General features: G+C 63.8%; 21 protein-coding genes. 12 read left to right on the top strand and 9 right to left on the bottom strand.

The annotated features are described in order from the left end of the window. Nucleotides 1–10 precede the first annotated feature (10 nt). On the bottom strand, nt 11–811 hold the full coding sequence (locus tag FZN60_RS28165) for a ZIP family metal transporter (RefSeq protein WP_246727329.1): 801 nt from the start codon (nt 809–811) through the stop codon (nt 11–13). 312 nt (nt 812–1,123) lie between these two features. Between FZN60_RS28165 and FZN60_RS28160 the strand changes: the two genes are divergently transcribed. Then, nucleotides 1,124–2,206, top strand: a complete 1,083-nt coding sequence (locus FZN60_RS28160; RefSeq protein WP_158877698.1) for a GGDEF domain-containing protein — start codon at nt 1,124–1,126, stop codon at nt 2,204–2,206. Between the two features lie 172 nt (nt 2,207–2,378). On the opposite strand, the gene FZN60_RS28155 is transcribed toward FZN60_RS28160, so the two are convergent. The 8 genes from FZN60_RS28155 to FZN60_RS28120 form a co-directional block, all read right to left on the bottom strand. Next, nucleotides 2,379–2,957 (bottom strand): phosphatase PAP2 family protein, encoded by a 579-nt coding sequence (locus FZN60_RS28155; RefSeq protein ID WP_158877696.1) that lies wholly within the window; start codon nt 2,955–2,957, stop codon nt 2,379–2,381. Nucleotides 2,958–2,987: 30 nt separating this feature from the next. After that, nucleotides 2,988–4,532, bottom strand: a complete 1,545-nt coding sequence (locus FZN60_RS28150) for a DHA2 family efflux MFS transporter permease subunit (protein WP_158877694.1) — start codon at nt 4,530–4,532, stop codon at nt 2,988–2,990. Between the two features lie 37 nt (nt 4,533–4,569). Further along, entirely contained in the window at nt 4,570–5,079 is a 510-nt protein-coding gene (locus FZN60_RS28145; protein WP_199266676.1) for an isoprenylcysteine carboxyl methyltransferase family protein, read from the bottom strand. Then, the gene (locus FZN60_RS28140; protein ID WP_158877690.1) at nt 5,076–6,137 is read right to left on the bottom strand and encodes a type III polyketide synthase; all 1,062 of its coding nucleotides are present in this window, start codon (nt 6,135–6,137) and stop codon (nt 5,076–5,078) included. Before FZN60_RS28140 ends, FZN60_RS28145 begins: the two co-directional genes overlap by 4 nt. A gap of 410 nt (nt 6,138–6,547) precedes the next feature. Continuing rightward, nucleotides 6,548–7,816, bottom strand: a complete 1,269-nt coding sequence (locus FZN60_RS28135; RefSeq protein ID WP_158877688.1) for a PAN domain-containing protein — start codon at nt 7,814–7,816, stop codon at nt 6,548–6,550. Nucleotides 7,817–7,961: 145 nt separating this feature from the next. Then, nucleotides 7,962–8,483 carry a hypothetical protein gene (locus tag FZN60_RS28130; RefSeq protein WP_158877686.1) on the bottom strand — a complete coding sequence of 174 codons (522 nt, stop codon included), beginning with the start codon at nt 8,481–8,483 and terminating at the stop codon, nt 7,962–7,964. A 28-nt stretch (nt 8,484–8,511) separates the two neighbouring features. Beyond that, a complete protein-coding gene (locus FZN60_RS28125) occupies nt 8,512–8,844 on the bottom strand; it encodes a Rap1a/Tai family immunity protein (RefSeq protein ID WP_158877684.1) in 333 nt (110 codons plus the stop codon). A 109-nt stretch (nt 8,845–8,953) separates the two neighbouring features. Further along, nucleotides 8,954–9,085, bottom strand: a complete 132-nt coding sequence (locus FZN60_RS28120; protein ID WP_439647313.1) for an EamA family transporter — start codon at nt 9,083–9,085, stop codon at nt 8,954–8,956. Between the two features lie 174 nt (nt 9,086–9,259). On the opposite strand from FZN60_RS28120, the gene FZN60_RS28115 reads away from it, so the two are divergent. The 11 genes from FZN60_RS28115 to FZN60_RS28760 all read left to right on the top strand — a co-directional run. Then, nucleotides 9,260–10,447 carry an alpha/beta hydrolase gene (locus FZN60_RS28115; RefSeq protein WP_158877682.1) on the top strand — a complete coding sequence of 396 codons (1,188 nt, stop codon included), beginning with the start codon at nt 9,260–9,262 and terminating at the stop codon, nt 10,445–10,447. Between the two features lie 94 nt (nt 10,448–10,541). Next, nucleotides 10,542–11,735, top strand: a complete 1,194-nt coding sequence (locus FZN60_RS28110; RefSeq protein ID WP_158877680.1) for an SMP-30/gluconolactonase/LRE family protein — start codon at nt 10,542–10,544, stop codon at nt 11,733–11,735. A gap of 594 nt (nt 11,736–12,329) precedes the next feature. Further along, complete coding sequence (locus FZN60_RS28100; protein ID WP_158877678.1) at nt 12,330–12,641, top strand: hypothetical protein; 312 nt, start codon at nt 12,330–12,332, stop codon at nt 12,639–12,641. Nucleotides 12,642–12,724: 83 nt separating this feature from the next. Next, the gene (locus FZN60_RS28095; protein WP_158877676.1) at nt 12,725–13,183 is read left to right on the top strand and encodes a hypothetical protein; all 459 of its coding nucleotides are present in this window, start codon (nt 12,725–12,727) and stop codon (nt 13,181–13,183) included. Nucleotides 13,184–13,186: 3 nt separating this feature from the next. Next, entirely contained in the window at nt 13,187–13,552 is a 366-nt protein-coding gene (locus FZN60_RS28090; protein ID WP_158877674.1) for a hypothetical protein, read from the top strand. Between the two features lie 2 nt (nt 13,553–13,554). Then, the gene (locus FZN60_RS28085; RefSeq protein WP_158877672.1) at nt 13,555–14,217 is read left to right on the top strand and encodes a hypothetical protein; all 663 of its coding nucleotides are present in this window, start codon (nt 13,555–13,557) and stop codon (nt 14,215–14,217) included. Continuing rightward, entirely contained in the window at nt 14,214–14,390 is a 177-nt protein-coding gene (locus FZN60_RS28080) for a hypothetical protein (protein WP_158877670.1), read from the top strand. The genes FZN60_RS28085 and FZN60_RS28080 overlap by 4 nt, the downstream gene beginning before the upstream one ends. A 2-nt stretch (nt 14,391–14,392) precedes the next feature. Then, on the top strand, nt 14,393–14,794 hold the full coding sequence (locus FZN60_RS28075; RefSeq protein WP_158877668.1) for a hypothetical protein: 402 nt from the start codon (nt 14,393–14,395) through the stop codon (nt 14,792–14,794). A gap of 99 nt (nt 14,795–14,893) precedes the next feature. Beyond that, nucleotides 14,894–15,130, top strand: coding sequence for a hypothetical protein (locus tag FZN60_RS28070; RefSeq protein ID WP_158877666.1), 237 nt, complete (start codon nt 14,894–14,896; stop codon nt 15,128–15,130). 35 nt (nt 15,131–15,165) lie between these two features. Beyond that, entirely contained in the window at nt 15,166–15,354 is a 189-nt protein-coding gene (locus FZN60_RS28065) for a hypothetical protein (protein ID WP_246727327.1), read from the top strand. A 63-nt stretch (nt 15,355–15,417) separates the two neighbouring features. After that, nucleotides 15,418–15,780: hypothetical protein (locus FZN60_RS28760; protein WP_210253443.1), on the top strand; the 363-nt coding region annotated here is incomplete at its 3' end.

Raw genomic sequence — 15,780 nt, 5'->3', positions numbered from 1 at the left:
GAAGGGTAAGCTATATCGCGCGCTCGGAAGGTGTAGTGCCGCGGCTTGAGCTTTCGCCACCCTCATCCATGCCGTGGGACAAGGCAAAAGCAACAAGGAGGCCGATGACGACAAGGAAGCCGGTGCCGCCTCGCTCACCCTCGACGGCTTCCGGGATCATCGTGTCGGCTACCATCGTCAGGAGGGCACCCGCGGCCACGGCGTTGACCATGGCGAGGATCGCAGGCGGCGCATCACCGAGGAGTGCGGCGCCGAGAAGAGCCGCCAAACCTGACGCTACTGCGATGCCGCCCCACAGGCCAAAGATGTAGGTCTTGCTGCGTCCCGACTTTAACATGCCGGCCGCGCTCGATAGGCCTTCGGGCAGGTTGGACAGGAAGATCGCGGCGAACATCGGGACGCTGACGCCGCCGCCACCAAGCAGCCCGACGCCCAGCACAATCGACTCGGGGATGCCATCGAGAAGTGAGCCGATGGCGATGGCGAGGCCGCCACCCTCGCTCGTGTTCCGCTGCTGGCCGCCCGAGCGCTTGCGATAGTGCCCGCCACTGCGCGACACCAGCCAGTTCGCGACGGTATAGGCGACTGAGCCCGCGATGGCGCCGAGAACGATCGGCTGGATGCCGGCGCTCTGGAAGCCTTCCATGATGAGGTCGTAGGCGATGGCGGATATCAGCACGCCGCAGCCAAAGGCCATGATGCCGGTGATGACGCGCACGGGCAGGTTCACCAGCGAGGCAAGTGCCGCTCCGATTACGAGCGAGGATGCGCCTGCCAAGCCCCAAAGACCCGCCTCCAGCCAGATCGGCATCGGCCACTCTCTCTTTTCTCACGCGTGGAAATTGTCACGCGAGAGCGGGAAGAGGCGAGGTGATGGGACGTTCCGTCGTTGATGTTGCCGAATTCGGAAGCCGGCTGTCGCCCCTGTATTCTCGGCGATGAAGGTCACGACAACCATCGGATGAGGACAGTCTGAGGCTGTTAGCCATCAACTCGTTCTGCCCTGCTTTACCCTGCGATCAGATCGTCGACTGGAGGCTGTAGCGCGAAGCCCGCGCTTAACCTCTTGGGCATGGCACGGGCCCTATGGGGCTCGCAGAACATTGGCTTCCAGAGGTCGGACGTGTCTGTTGAAGAAGTCCTCGTCCGCTTGGTCAACGATCTCGGCGCCTTCGCGCTCATCGCGCTGGGCTACCGCGCCGTCTTCAAGCACTTTGCCGCCGCCTGGGCACGGAGCGTCGTCCTCGGCATCATGTTCGGGATGGGCGCACTTTGGGCTATCCTGAACTCGGCCGAGGTGCGGCCCGGCGTCTTCGTCGATGCGCGGTGCGTGATGATAGCGCTGGCAGGTCCATTCGGCGGTCCCGTCAGTACCGTCCTGGCGGCCGCTCTAGCCAGCCTCTACCGCCTCTGGCTCGGAGGCGCGGGTGCCTACACCGGTACGGCGAATATCATCGTAACCGCCATCATCGGCATCGTGTCCGCACACGCGCTTGGCATCGAGCGGAACGTGCTTTCTCGTCGGCATCTCGCATGGCTTGGCTTGGCGAGCAGTGCCGGCTTCCTGACCATCTTCGCCCTGCCTTCCGAGATCGCTTGGCCGATCTTCAAGGCGACCTTCATTCCAGTCCTCATTGCGAATGCACTAGGCGTCCTTCTTCTGGGACAGTTCCTGGGCCGCGAGCGCCGTAGCCTCGACAGGCAGCACGAATTGGAAGTCGAGGCCTTCGTGGATCCGCTCACGAAGCTGCCCAACCGGCGCATGCTGGAACGCGTCGTGGCGCCGATGATCCAGCGGACGCAGGATGGCCACGGAGCTCTGTCGGTCCTCGTCATCGACATCGACCATTTCAAGCAGGTCAACGACCGCTATGGTCATGATGCCGGCGACGTCGTTCTTCAGCAGGTAGCTCAGATCGTCCGCCGGAATATCCGCAGCCAGGACGCGGTGGCACGCTTCGGCGGAGAGGAACTGATTGTCGCCATGCCGAGCACGGAGGCCGCCGCCGCATCTGCTATGGCCGACCGGATCCGGGAGATCATCGCGCGCGAGACCGGCCGGAACCTAGGCGTGACCGTCAGCATCGGCGTCGCCGCCGACAGAGGCAAGCAAGCGACGTTCAAGAGGCTCTTCAAGGCGGCTGACGAAGCACTGTATTTCGCCAAGCAGAACGGCCGCAATCAAATCGCCCTTGCGGCCGGCTGAGGCCTGACTGCAGGAGACGGAACTAACCTTGGTGCCAAGATATGGACGTAGACCGTGATACCTATCGCCGTCACGGGACCGCTTAGATCCAAGAACTCCAGCTCTGGATCGTCAGCGCTCATCGCCATCCAGCTGGTCCGATCCTTTCCCCCCACTATGCAGGACCGCTTGATCATCGGCGCATGCCCGTAGCGTTCCCGATCGCGAGCGTGATCCCTGCGGCAGCCAGGCCGATCGCAAGGCCGGCAGCGAGGTCGCCGGGGTAGTGCTTGCCGCGAGGCACCTGGATGACAGACGCGGCGATCGCCAGGGCCGAAGCGGGGATTGCCGCGCCGGGATGGCGCATCGCTACGATGCCTGCCACCGCTACGGCTCCTGCAGTGTGCCCTGATGGAAAGGATTGATCATCTCTGTCCCGGCTCTCGCCAAGTCCCATCTCGTAACGCCCGTCCTCGATTGCGGCGCTTGGTCTGGTGCGGTTGACCCTGCTTTTGACCATGCTCTTGAAGAACGTCGCGAAGCCATGGGCCAGCAGCATCAGGATACCGGTGCTCATCAGCCGACGATCGCCGCGCATTAGGCCGGCTGCTGCGGTCAGGCCGCAGACGGTGGCGAGCTGCGGCTGATCAGCTATCTCGCTGGCCCAGCCTAGAGCGCGGATCACAGGGTGATGCCGTCGCCGCGCTGCTCTTTCGGCAACCTGACGATCCAGGTCCTCGATGTTCTTGGCAGCAGCTTGATCGAGCGACATCACGACTTCCTCAGCCTCACTCTCGGTCCCTCACGGTTCTCGGCGATGAAGGTCGCCGGCCGACTCCGCGGTTTGTTTATGCACGCCCGATCCGGTGAAGACGACGCATAAAAGAGCAGCTGCGGTTAGGATAGCGATCATCGCCCAAGCCTCATTAATCGCTTGTGTCAGGGCTGCCTTTTCCACCATCGGGCGCAGCATCTCGATCGCACGGGGTGTCGGTGGCACGCCGCGCTGCATCTCGAACAGAAAGGCCGGGATCCCAACGAACTCGGCCGCGTCGCTGTCCCCGGCGATCAGCCGATCCCTCAGCGAGGCCCCGATCACGGGCGCCCGCCCGAAGATGACGGTGTCTACAAGGGCGATGCCGATCGCACCGCCGAGATTGCGCATCAAGTTAAACAACCCGCTGGCATCGGGGACGCGAGCCGGCTCTAAGTGTCCAAGCGCCAAGCGTGTCGGCGGAAGAAGGCAGAACATCACGGCGAGCCCGCGAACGATTTGCGGCACCAGCATTCCATCGAAATCCGTGCGTGGCGTCTGCAGCGCGCTGAGGCCGAGGCCAAGCGCGAACACGGCGAAGCCCGCGGCGGTGAGAAGGCGAGCGTTCGCACGCTGCTCAAGGGCTACCGCAACTGGCGCCATGAGGAGTTGCGCCAGTCCGGTAACGAGCATGATCCGGCCGATTTCAAGGGCGTCGTGGCCTCGCACGAAGGCGAGGAACACCGGCATCAGGTAGACAGAGCCGAACAGCCCGATGCCGAGAACGAAGCTGAGAAGGCAGCCGGCCGCAAAACGTCGGTCGGCCAAGCAGCTCAGGTCCACCAGGGGCGCGGATCGTTGCAGCGTGCGGCCGACGAACGCGGCGCCGCTCGACGTGGCGAGAACAAGGAGAGACATGGGAAGCGCGCTCGCCCAGCCGCGCTGCGGCGCTTCCTTCAAGCCGATTTCCAGCGTGCACAACGCAGTAGCGAGGAGGATCAGGGAGACCACATCGATGCTGCGAACCGCGCGGTGGTCGATGGCTTGGTGGGGAAGGAAGGCGGCTCCGGCGAACGCGGCGAGAAAACCGGGTAGGACGTTGATCAGAAACAGCCAGTGCCACGAGGCGCTGGCTGTAATCCACCCACCGATGATGGGTCCAACTGTCGGCGCTAGCACCGCGAGAACTCCGGCAAGTGTCGTTGCGAGCCCCTGACGTGAAACTGGAAACAAGACGAACACGGCCGTGAATACGGCGGGGATCAAAGTGCCCCCAGAAAGCCCCTGAAGGACGCGCCACGCCACCAACTCGGAAAAGCTCCCGCTGGCAGCGCAGCCAACCGAGGCCGCGGTGAAGATCGCCACCGACCAGACGAATAGCCGTCGCATTCCCAGTGTTCGAGTAAGCCAGCCTGTGAGTGGGATCGCGATGATCTCGGCAATTAGGTAAGCGGTTTGAATCCAACTCATCCGGTCGGGACTGATCGCCAGGGATCGCTGAATCGTGGGCAGGGAGGTCGCCACGATTTGAACGTCCAGGACGGCCATGAACATGCCAACGCACATGGCTGCAAAGCCAGTCCAAGTCGCCATCGCTGATAGCGGCGAGGGTAGCGTCGGCAGTTCTCGATCAGGCACGCCTGGGGTGTACGCTTCGTTCGAGGGCGGCTTGCTCGGCGCGAATGCGGATCGTGAGAACAAGGGCGTTCAGCACGGAGAAGGCGAGCGCGTACCAAGGAAAGCCGAACACCAGAGGTAGAACGGCGATTTCACCGACGACGACGCAGTAGTTGGGGTGAGAAAGGAAGCGATAAGGCCCGCGTCGAACGAGAGGCGCGCCCGGCAGCACGATGATGCGCGTCGTCCAGCGCCGACCCAGCACTGCAAGAACCCAGACCCGTGCGACTTGAAGCGCCAAGAAGGCGGCAAGCCAAGCCGCCTGGAGAGGCGCATCCCAGCCGAGCCACCATAGGCCCGCGAGCCAGGCTGCATGCAGGAGTACGATGAGAGGATAATGCCCGGGGGCGAACTCGACTGCCCCTTGCGACAGGAGAGCCGCGGTGTTGCGGCGAGCCAGCCACAGCTCTGCCAAGCGCTCAATGGTGACAAAGGAGAGAAGGAGGATCGCCGCGGTCATCAGGATCTCGTCAGCGAAACGCAGCTGGCCGTGAAGCCCGGCCCCATTGCCGTTAGAAGCGTGCGCTCTGGTAGTCCCCTTCCCGTGGAAGCAAGCCGCTCCAGAACGAAGAGGGCGGTTGGCGCGGACATGTTGCCGTACTCGGCAAGAACCTCCCGTTCATCATCAAGCGAGTGCGCGGGAAGCGATAAGGCGGACTCCAGCGCCTCGATCACCTTCGTGCCGCCGGGATGGCAGGCGAAGCGGTCGACGCCGCTCCGAGACAGGCCGCCCCGCGCGAGGACTGCATCTACAGCAGAAGCGATGTTCTCCTGCGCGAAAGGGGGGATCGCCCGGTCGAAGATCACGCCGAGGCCCTGAGGATCCACGTCCCAGCCCATGATTGACAGCGTGTCAGGCCAAGTGTGCTGACCGCTCATCTCGACGGCAGCTATGCCCTCGTCGCCCGTGCGAAGAAGGCAGGCTGCCGCGCCGTCGCCGAATAGGGCTGTCGCAACGACATTTGCCTTGGTGAGCTTATCCAGGCGAAAGGCGAGGGTGCAGAGTTCGACAGCCACGAGAAGGACGAGGCATCCTGGTCGCCCCGCCGCGAGCCGCGAGGCTATGGAGAGGCCGGACACGCCACCTGCGCAGCCGAGGCCAAAGACGGGAACGCGCTCGATATCCGGCCGGAAGCCGATCCGACTGCTTACTCGCGCCTCAATGCTGGGAGTGGCAATGCCAGTCGACGAGACGGTGACTACCGCGTCGATATCGGCGGCCGCGACACCTGCCTCATCCAGCGCCTTTTGCGTAGCCGCAACGAAGAGGTCGCAGGCCGCCTCGAGATACGCGTCGGTGCGTTCCGGCCATTCGATTGCACGTGGATACCAATCGACTGGGCGAACAGCGTGGCGCTTTCGAATGCCGGAACTCTCGAAGACCTTCACCAGCCTTTCGAAATCGCTGAAGCGGTGGGCAAAACTGCGATGCGCGAGATCAGCCGCCTCGCGCTGAGTGATGACGAAGGGAGGGACTGCGGTCGCGACAGATAGGAGTTGCACGGGCGCATAATGAAGCATCGGGTCATCCTGATACTCGAACTGATCAATGACCCGATGCGCGCGCGCAGAGAGCCGCCGCCACCAGAGGAATGGCCTGCCCTCAACGCCGATGCTGCTGATATTTATCCAACTTAATTCGAGGTGCGACGCCTCGCCACTCGTGTCCGGCTATGGATAGCCGGCAGCCACATCTTCAATGGTCCGCTTGATCTGCTCCCAATCATGCAAGTCTCCTGCATAATTGGGACGCGCAGAAAGAGTGTCGATCGGTTTTCCGTCACGGGCCGCTCAGATCCGAAAACTCCAACTCGGGATCGTCAGCGCTCATCCCCTTCTCTCCTACCCATAGCCTGGTCTTTCCGCGGCCTCACTCCGGGTCCTTCACCATTCTCGGCGATGAAGATGAGGCTACCCACCGGAACGGCACCTCATTCCAGATCGACATGCGTCGGCGAGAAGGTGGCCGCCTCCTTTGCTCCAGTCACCGCGCCTGCCATCATCCGGCTTCGACCAACAGCCGCTTTGAGCCAGCATTGCTTCTTTTGAGGTACGAAGGTGAAGGCGGCACAGGCCGCTTCGTTCACGCAGGCCAAGCGGCAGTCGAACTCGGTGTAGACGTCTGCCTGCGGCCGGCGTGAGAGGTCGTGGCCAGGAATGTCCACGTTCCTATAGATGCCGGTGTTCGGATCGATCGTCCCGAAGGAGTAGGTGATCGCGTCGGGCTCCATGCGGCTGATGAGCCGGCCAGAGATGGCCGCTGAGTTCCCATCCAATTGGCCCTGGCTGCTCTTCAGGAAGCAGTTCGGCCCGCGGCCGATTGGCGTCATCGTGTTGAACGTGAAAGCCTTGCAGCTCGTGTCGGAGACGCACTGCAGCGCGCAGGCGGGCGCGTCGGCGACGGAGGTCATGCCGATGTCGCGCCCGACGAAATCCAGGCCGCGGTAGAGGGCCATGCGGTCAGGTCGCGCGGGATCGCCGTCGTTGGCAGACGACGCGGGCGGCGAAAGCGATGCCGAAACGTTCGGCGGCTCTACCGCGCCAGGGCCAGCGGTTCCACCGCCCGGCGCGACAGGCGCGCTGGGGGCTGCCGTTCCAGGCGCCCAGGAGGATGCTGTGGCCTCTTCGTTGTCGCCCGTCGTGACCCGATACTGCCGCATCTCGGCAGCCGTGAGGTAGCGCATGTCGCCGCTGTCGATCGTCAGGCTGAGCTGCAAGAGGCCGGGATCGACACCCATCTCCGCCATGTAGCCCATGAGGTCGGCGGTTCCGGCCTGGATGGCCGAGACCGCGTCGGCGGTGCTCATTCCCGTCGTTGGAGCGAAGGACGATTGGTGGACGCCGATGGCGCCGGTCTGCGCGAAGCGGTTCACCCCGCCGAGAAAGGCGAGAGCACAGGCGGAGGCGCAGTCGGCTTGCCGGATCTGCAAGGTGGACAGGCCGAGGGCACGGATCATCCGCCCGAACCGCTTGGCTGCATCGACGTTGCCACCCGGCGAATGGAAGGTGACGAGGGACGCGCCTGTTTCACGGGCTTTCGCGACCAAGCTCGTCGCGTCATCCTCGAAGACGAACTCGCCCTGTACCACGAGTACTGGAGGGCCGTCGCTCATCGGCATCGTCTCGATCGTCACGGCCTGCGCCGGCAGGCACATGAGCATCATGGCGGCTACGATGAGACGGCGTGACCACGACGGCATGGAAGAGGCTCCCGACGGCGACGATGCCGCGCAACGCCCATAGTTGCCGGAACCGGTGGTCCTGCCAACCAGCCTGCGCGCCGCAGGGTGAATTTTTGCACAGCGCCCGAGGCCGGCTGCCCGTTCTCGCCGTGGAGGTCCGGCGCTAGCTGCTGCTGACGCAGTCGCCGAAATCGTCGAGCGCCTGCTTGCTACCAAGGCCACGCAACGTCGCGAGCGCGGTGCCGTTCGGGTTGGTGACCTTCATGCTGGAGGCCGACGCGATCGCTCCCAAGAGCGTCAGGTAGGTCTGGTTTTCGGTGAAGTCGTGGACGTAGGCATCCGAATAGCGTTGACCCGCCAACTCGGCGTTGAAGGCTTCGCCCTTGATGGTGAAATCGATCGCAAAGGTCGACCGCCCCTCCATCAGGCTCCAGGAAGAATTGTGAACTTCTAGGAACGTGTCGTTGTCGTCCTTGTAGCGCACGATCCGGAATACCGTGCCGCCAGAATGGGACTCCAACGCGCAGAAGAGCCGTGCGCTGCTCTGGTTGCGATAGAGCACGGCGGACCAGTCGCCGCTGTCCTTCTGCGCGACCACGTCGAAGGATGCAGCCGAGGCATGTGATGTCGTCACGCCGGCCAAGGCGGTCAGTAAGATGGTTAGGGCGAGGCGGGCGACAGACATGGTTCCTCCTGTTTGGAGAAATCTGCCATCAGCGCCCGCTGCAAGGAAAGGCTTCGCTCAGCGCATCATGAACGATCGAGCCGGCCGGCTGCGTCAGAACCTGGGCATGTTCCCGCATGTAGGAAACCGCTACCTCCTTCAGGCGATCAGCGGTCACCTCCGAGCCGGCGCAGTAGGCATCTCGATTGGCATCGAAGACGCCCGTGATGAAGCCGGAGCACACCCCATCCGACAGGGAGCCGCTCTCCTCCTGGCAGCGATCGTACAGGAACTGCCCGTTTTCAAACATGGCCGCAGCTGGTGAGGCGCTCAGAAGAGCGAGGCAGAACCAAGCGAGGGCGAAGGAGCGGTCACGCTGCACGGCTCGTCGTTCCCAGCAGTTGCTGCCTCTAGAAGTGAGGCACCAAAGCGTGAGTTGCACGGCGGATGCAGGCGCGCCGAACGAACGGCATATGCCGAGCGAAGCCTAGTCACCCGCGATAGGCGACGAAGACCGCTCCCAGAGCGATGAGGACGACGCCGATCCAGTTCGTCACCGATAGGCGCTCGCTGAGGAAGAGGGTGCCGAACACCGCGACCAGAACCGCACTGAGCTTGTCGATCGGCGCGATGGTTCGCCAAAGAAGCGAAGCCCATCATCCCTTTGAAAAGGCAAGGGCCAACTCGCAACCACTTAACCAGCTGAGGTTAATCCGATGGCTGACTAGATAAGCGAGGAACGAGCGAAGAGCCACAACATTGGGCTGCAATCCCTTAACCGATTGGAGCTTTTCATTATGGCATATCGCTCGAAGACGCTTCCTGCCGGCCTCGTTGCAGGTTTGGCCTCCATCTCGATCCTCGGCTTCGTGCCGGCCTTTGCGCAAGATGCGGAAGCACCCGCGACGCAGTCGCCCGAGGCTAGCCAGATGGCTCAGCCGACCGCTGAGATGACGAGCGTCCTCGACAAGCTGACCGAACTCGGCGCCAAGCCGATCGGCACCTTGAGCGTCGCCGAAACTCGCGCTCAGCCAACGCCGGCCGACGCCGTCATGGCGGTCATGAAGGACAAGAACATCAAGCCCGAAGCCGCGCTCGATGCAGTCAAGACGCGCGACATCACCATTCCGGGCCCTGCCGGCGCAATCCCCGCCCGCGTATACACGCCGGAGGGCGAAGGGCCGTTTCCGCTGATCGTCTACTATCACGGTGGCGGCTGGGTGATCGCCGATATCGACACCTACGACGCTTCGGCCCGGGCGCTCGCCGCCGAGACTGGTGCCGTAGTCCTGTCCTCGCATTATCGCCAAGCCCCCGAGAACAAGTTCTCGGCCGCACACGAGGACGCCTATGCCGCTTATGAATGGGCAGTGGAGAATTCGGGCGAATTGAACGCCGACGCGACGCGCCTCGCGGTCGCCGGTGAGAGCGCCGGCGCCAACCTCGCCGCCAACGTTGCGATCCGCGCCCGCGACAACAAGGCGACCCAACCGGACGCCCAGCTTCTCGTCTATCCCATAGCCGGCAACGACATGGAAACGGCCTCCTACAAGGAGAATGCCGAGGCAATGCCGCTCTCAAAGCAGGCCATGATGTGGTTCGTCGAGCAGGTCTTCGACACGAAGGACCAGACTTCCGATCCGCAGGTGAACCTCGTCGGCCGCGACGACCTTGAGGGCCTGCCACCCGCAACCGTTATCAACGCGCAGATCGATCCGCTGCGTTCGGAAGGCGAAGCCTATGCCGAGCATCTGCGCGAGGCGGGCGTTGACGTTGAGCAGCGCACCTTCGAGGGCGTCGCGCACGAGTTCTTCGGCATGGGCGCCGTTGTGCCAGAAGCCAAAGAAGCCGTGACGCTGGCGAGCGATCGGCTGAAGAGCGCCTTCGAGGCTGCCGGCACCTCCAGCGAGACCACCAGCGCCACCGGCGGCGCACCTGCGGCCCGGCCCGCAACGCCGACCCCGGCGCCGCCCACGCAGAACTGATCACCCGACGTGGGGGCGGGCCTGCCGCCCGCTCCCGCCCGCCCCATCCCTCCATTGGTCCGAACCGCTCTCGCACCGACGAACAGGAGTTTCCATGGCATCCGCGATCGTCTCGCTTCATCCCCGCGCCGCGGCCTCGGCCCTGGCGCTCCTTGCCGCCGCCTCTGCGCCTGCTCTCGCGCAAGACGGCGGTGCGCCCGCTTCCGGCCCGGCGCTTACCGAGATCGCGACGTTCGACCACCAGGTGACCGGCGTCACCGTGTCGGAGGACGGACGCATCTTCGTCAATTTCCCGCGCTGGAGCGAGGACTCGCCGACTTCTGTCGCCGAGGTCGTCGATGGCGAGATCCGGCCTTATCCGAATGACGAATGGAACAGCTGGCGCAACACGAAAAAGAACGTCCTCGATCCTGCGACCCACTTCGTGTCCGTGCAGAGCGTCGTCGCAGACGGGCGCGGCAGTCTTTGGGTGCTCGACCCGGCGGCGCCTGCGACGGCCTTCCTCGTGCCGGATGGGCCGAAGCTCGTGAAGATCGATCTCGCCACAAACGAGGTGACGGACACCTTCCCGATTGGCCCGGACGCCGCGCCGCAGGGCACTTATCTGAACGACGTGCGCTTCAGCCCGGATGGCAGCCACGCCTTCATCACGGACTCAGGGCCGGACGGAGCGCTGATCGTCGTTGATCTCCAGAGCAAGGAGGCTAAGCGCCTCCTTTCTGGCCATCCCTTCGTCAAGGCGGACCCGACGGTGGTGGTCAAGCATCACGGTGCCCCGATCCGCCGACCGGACGGACGCGGCGTAGAGTTCTCGGCAGACGGCATCGCACTGTCGCCAGACGGGAACACGCTCTACTGGCAGGCACTGACGGGCAAGAAGCTCTACAGCGTCTCTACAGCCGTGCTTGAGGACCCGAACGCCACTGATGAGACGGTCGCTGCGGCCGTAAAGGATGCAGGCAACAACGGCGTTTCGGATGGGCTGTGGATGGATGATGAGGGTCGCATGTACATCTCCGCACTTCAGGAGGATGCGATCAAGCGGCGCGATGCGGACGGGCAGATCGCAACGATTATCCGCGACGAGCGGTTGCGCTGGCCCGACACCTTCTCGCAGGGACCAGACGGGCGGATCTACGTCACCTCGTCGCGGATCATGGACATGAGTTGGTACAAGCCGGAGAGCCCGATTACGCTTCAGACACAGCTCTGGTCTTTCGATCCGGGGGACAGCGACGCCTCGGTGACAAGTTCGACCACGCCCGAGGCTCAGCCGCAGCAGCGTTGAATGAACGGCTGCTAATCGCTTGATCCAAGTGTTCGCTGAGCCGGCGGGCCTCTCGTTGACCTGATGGCCGCCAGAAGGTGGAAGACGATGCTGTCTTCCACCTTCTGGCATTTTAGGAGCCACAATTGCTGGATTGTCAGAGATCGCGATGAACCTCTTGTCAGTTAAGCGGCTCAGATCTTCGCCTTCTTGGCGCCCTCACATCTGGCCTCCTGCACCAGCGCTTCCTCATCCTCACTCCCATCCCTCACCATTCTCGGTGATGAAGATGACGTCAGCGGCTTCGAGGGCGGAGGATGTCACTTCGGCAGGTAGCCCTTCTCGCGGAGCCAGTCGGCCAAAATCCGTCGAATGGCCTCGGGTCGGCCAGGAGCATCAAGCTGATCCTCGCAATAGGCATCCAGCGCCTGCTCCAGGTGCGGATAGAGCCGCAATCCAACAGGGCGGCCTATCCCTGTCTCAGGGCGCCCACGAGATTTTCCGTTATCAGTAATTGACAGCTCCATCATTTGACGATAACAGAAAAGCAGGCCGGTAGGAAGCGCCAACCTCCGCACCGGCCCTAACCGAAACCCGATCGTCTGGAGATCGAGAATGGCTACCCATGCCAATAGCACCCGCGTGTCCGCACGCGAAGTGATGAAGCGCGCCTGGCGCAACTACCACCTCATGACCATTCCAGGCGCTGCCTTCTCGCGCCGCATGTTCGCGATGGCGCTCCGCAATGCCTGGTACTCCGCCAAGCTCGAAGCTCAGATCATCGCTCGCCGCGCCGAGGAACAGGACGAGCGCTCCGAGCTGGAAGTCGCCCTCGACCGCACATCGTACCTGCCGGCCCACATGAGCGCCTCAGCTGCTCAGGCCGACATCTGCGCCCGGTATGCCGCCCGCGGCATCTACGCCTGACGCCCTCACTCCTCTCATGTGCCTGCTAGGCCGCGTGAGACGCGCCGGCTCCTGACACGCTCATCATCACCTGGAGACATCCCATGTCGAACCACACGGTTCCGGCTACCGCCGAAGGCATGCCCGCATCCATGCACCGCGCCGTCCTCATCAGGGCCGCCGCCTGCGCTCCCTCCACCATCGTCGGCTCGGTCGCCGACGTCTTTGCCGCCATTCCCTCCTGGATGGCCCTCAAGATCGAGGTGCATCGCGATGCCGCCGCCGAACTCGGCCGGCGCACCCGCGAACTAGACGCGCTCACCAGGGCCTCCAGCGCCATCGATCCCGAAGCCCCGCCGGCCTGGTTCTTGGAGGCCGAGCAGGCGCGAGACTTCGCCGGCTTCCGCGAGGCCGAGGCGATGAAGGCGCTGCTTGCCGAGCGTCCCCGCAGCCTCAATGACGTTCAGGACCGCGCCCGCTACCTCGTCGGCATCGACACCTTCCAGGGGCAGGGCGCGATGATCGCTGCCCTTCTCGCCTCTATGACCGGTGGGGAGGCCTGAGCCATGCACCAGGAGTTCACCCGCCGCACCTTCTTCCGAAAGGCCGGCAGCACGTCCATCTCGCTCGTCGGCGCCGCGGCCGCGCTGAAGGCCTGCATGGCTCCTCAGGCAGCGTTGGCCGCCCAAACGCAGGTCGAAAGCCTCTTCTGGCAGTGGAGGGAGGTAGACCAGCGCTACTCCGGGTCGAACCACATCCCGGAGATGTTCGCGGAATACCAGCGCCTTCAGGACCTCGTGACGAAGGCCGAGCCGCAGACCGCGCGCGATGTGGCCATGCAGCTGTTCTGCACGACCGACTGCGGCGCGAGCGACATGCCCGAGGAGTTCTTCGAGCGGCTTCGCACCCTGGCTCTCGAGGGGAGGGCTTGAGGATGGAGAACGTCACCCGCCGGCTGTTTCTTCGCCGGGCTGCTGTCGCTGCCCCTCTCGCACTGGTCCCCGCGGGCGCCGCCATCGCGGCCGGCATCAAGGAGAGCGGGGCCACCCTCACCGCGGCCCCGATCAGGGCAGATGGCGAGATCTTCCGCCTCGCCAGGGAGTACCGGCGCGCCCGCAAGGCTTACGAGCACCTGGAGAAGGAGGCCGTTGAGGCGAGGCGCCGCTTCGAGGCCGCCAAGCCGCGGCAGCCGTTCGGTGAGCCGTACACCGCGGAGGAGTGCGCCGAGCGGGATGCCATGTCCGTCGCCGACCTCCTGGAAGGCCGCTGGGGGCCATTGCTCACCGCACATCGAGAGCGGTCCGAGGCGTGGAAGGTGCAGGCCACAAAGGCTTGGAACGCGGAGGTCGAAGCGTTCCGCCGATCCAGCGGGTACGAGGAGGCACAGGCCGCCAGCGGCCATGCCTACCGCGTCATGAGCGGCATCGCGGAGAAGCTTTACGCGACCCGCGCCCATACCGTGAACGGCATGCTGGTGAAGGCCCGCATCCAGGCCAAGGACGATTACGACGCCTGGCTGTTTGAGCGCGAGATCATCAAGGATCTGCGCGCTCTCAAGACGTCGGGCGCGGTCCTCGCCAGGAGGGCCGAGGCATGACGACGGCGGGCCGCACTCTCGCCGAAGCGCTCGCGCTCACCTCTGACGACATGGAGCGTATGTCGACGCCGGATCTGCTGCAGCTCCTCGAACTCTTGCTGGGCCTGATGCCCTTGTCGGCACTGGAGAGGATCGAGCGGCGCGTCTTCTCCTGTCGCGATCGGAAGGCGTGACGATGTCCCTCACTATCAGCCAGCACATCAACAAACTCCTCGCTTCATTCGTTGAGATCGAGGACGAGCACGCCGCCTTGATCGCCCGCGGGCGGTTTGCAGAGGCCGAGGAGCTTTCTCCCAGCGCCGACATGGTTCTGGATGAGATCCGCGCCATTCGTACGCGCGACGGGATCCCCGACCTGATCGCAGCTCGGCTCCTGCTGGAGCTGATGATCACGCACGCCTGGCCACCCTCCCCTGACACCGAGTGGGATGCATCCGCGCGGAACGTGAGCCTGCCCATCCTCGAAGCTGTGGCAGATCAGACTACGGGCGCGGTTCGTCATCACGCCCGCTTGGCTCTCTCGACAATCGGCATCGAAGTCGCCGACGATCATCCGAGCCGGGGTGCAGGACGATGAGCGTGGAAGCCACCGTTGTAGAGGCGCCTGACGCTGATCACTCTGTGGCACAGAGAGAAGCGCACCCAGGATTATCACCCCTCACCGAGAGGAATACCTATGGTGGACGAACCGGACGAGGAAGACGAGATCACTCAGGAGGAGTGGGAGGCCTTCCTTCGCAACGCGACCCTCGCAGAGAGGATCGAGGTCATGTCAGCCGAGGAGATCGCGATCGTCACCGAATTGTTCCTCATCTACGAGGAGACGCAGGACGACCCGTCGGAGCGCGCTCGGCGCCTCGCCGACTGGCACGCCATGAACGACCCGGATCCTGCCTCGGATCACCTGCAGTAGCGCTCAGCGGCATGGGCTCTGCCGGTGTCCATCCGATGCGGGAGCGTCTGGCCAGAACGATAGAGCGCCTGATCGGCATCCTCGATGCTCTTGACGGCGATCCCGACCTTGAGCCCGGCGGCGACGATGAGCCATCGCTCGGCTGGCTCTGCAACGGCGGCCACTCCTGGCGCAACGGCAACGTCGACCTGGAGGTGGATCAGTCGCCGGTGGAGGGGGCGTAGACGATGTGGGGTCCCCACCGTATCGCTATTCTTGATAAGGCAGGCTGGCTGGAGGATGGGCCGATGATCATCGGTGACACGCGATATTTCACCCTGCTCGAATGCACTCGCCTGCTTCTATCCGAAGACTGCCCTCGCTCGGATGAAGGCGCTGACGATCAAGCGTTGGAGTGCGCTGAAGATCGCCTTCTTCATTCTCTGCGCCGAGGAGTTTTGACGGCGAGAGGCTACCCGCAGCGGCCTGAGTATGCATCAGATCGATCGATGCACGAATTACAAGATATACCGGCCAGCATTTGGGTCAGGACGACGATGGGACCGTCCTCTCACGAGGAAAAACTCCACTACCTAAGCTGCATCAGCCGCTCGTTAGCCCCACGTCAAGGAGCGGACCAAGGCGCCGTACTCACCTATCACAACGATACT

It is taken from the genome of Antarcticirhabdus aurantiaca, from assembly GCF_009765365.1.
Classification (GTDB): Bacteria; Pseudomonadota; Alphaproteobacteria; order Rhizobiales; family Rhizobiaceae; genus Antarcticirhabdus; species Antarcticirhabdus aurantiaca.
This window is presented reverse-complemented; position numbering and strand designations above follow the sequence as displayed.

Bases quoted from the DNA above. Each gene is read 5' to 3' on its own strand.
- FZN60_RS28065 (WP_246727327.1), top strand. From the start codon at position 15,166: ATGCGGGAGCGTCTGGCCAGAACGATAGAGCGCCTGATCGGCATCCTC.
- FZN60_RS28070 (WP_158877666.1), top strand. From the start codon at position 14,894: ATGGTGGACGAACCGGACGAGGAAGACGAGATCACTCAGGAGGAGTGG.
- FZN60_RS28130 (WP_158877686.1), bottom strand. From the start codon at position 8,483: ATGTCTGTCGCCCGCCTCGCCCTAACCATCTTACTGACCGCCTTGGCC.
- FZN60_RS28135 (WP_158877688.1), bottom strand. From the start codon at position 7,816: ATGCCGTCGTGGTCACGCCGTCTCATCGTAGCCGCCATGATGCTCATG.
- FZN60_RS28075 (WP_158877668.1), top strand. From the start codon at position 14,393: ATGTCCCTCACTATCAGCCAGCACATCAACAAACTCCTCGCTTCATTC.
- FZN60_RS28085 (WP_158877672.1), top strand. From the start codon at position 13,555: ATGGAGAACGTCACCCGCCGGCTGTTTCTTCGCCGGGCTGCTGTCGCT.
- FZN60_RS28080 (WP_158877670.1), top strand. From the start codon at position 14,214: ATGACGACGGCGGGCCGCACTCTCGCCGAAGCGCTCGCGCTCACCTCT.
- FZN60_RS28155 (WP_158877696.1), bottom strand. From the start codon at position 2,957: ATGTCGCTCGATCAAGCTGCTGCCAAGAACATCGAGGACCTGGATCGT.
- FZN60_RS28165 (WP_246727329.1), bottom strand. From the start codon at position 811: ATGCCGATCTGGCTGGAGGCGGGTCTTTGGGGCTTGGCAGGCGCATCC.
- FZN60_RS28095 (WP_158877676.1), top strand. From the start codon at position 12,725: ATGTCGAACCACACGGTTCCGGCTACCGCCGAAGGCATGCCCGCATCC.
- FZN60_RS28110 (WP_158877680.1), top strand. From the start codon at position 10,542: ATGGCATCCGCGATCGTCTCGCTTCATCCCCGCGCCGCGGCCTCGGCC.
- FZN60_RS28150 (WP_158877694.1), bottom strand. From the start codon at position 4,532: ATGGCGACTTGGACTGGCTTTGCAGCCATGTGCGTTGGCATGTTCATG.
- FZN60_RS28140 (WP_158877690.1), bottom strand. From the start codon at position 6,137: ATGCTTCATTATGCGCCCGTGCAACTCCTATCTGTCGCGACCGCAGTC.
- FZN60_RS28115 (WP_158877682.1), top strand. From the start codon at position 9,260: ATGGCATATCGCTCGAAGACGCTTCCTGCCGGCCTCGTTGCAGGTTTG.
- FZN60_RS28090 (WP_158877674.1), top strand. From the start codon at position 13,187: ATGCACCAGGAGTTCACCCGCCGCACCTTCTTCCGAAAGGCCGGCAGC.
- FZN60_RS28100 (WP_158877678.1), top strand. From the start codon at position 12,330: ATGGCTACCCATGCCAATAGCACCCGCGTGTCCGCACGCGAAGTGATG.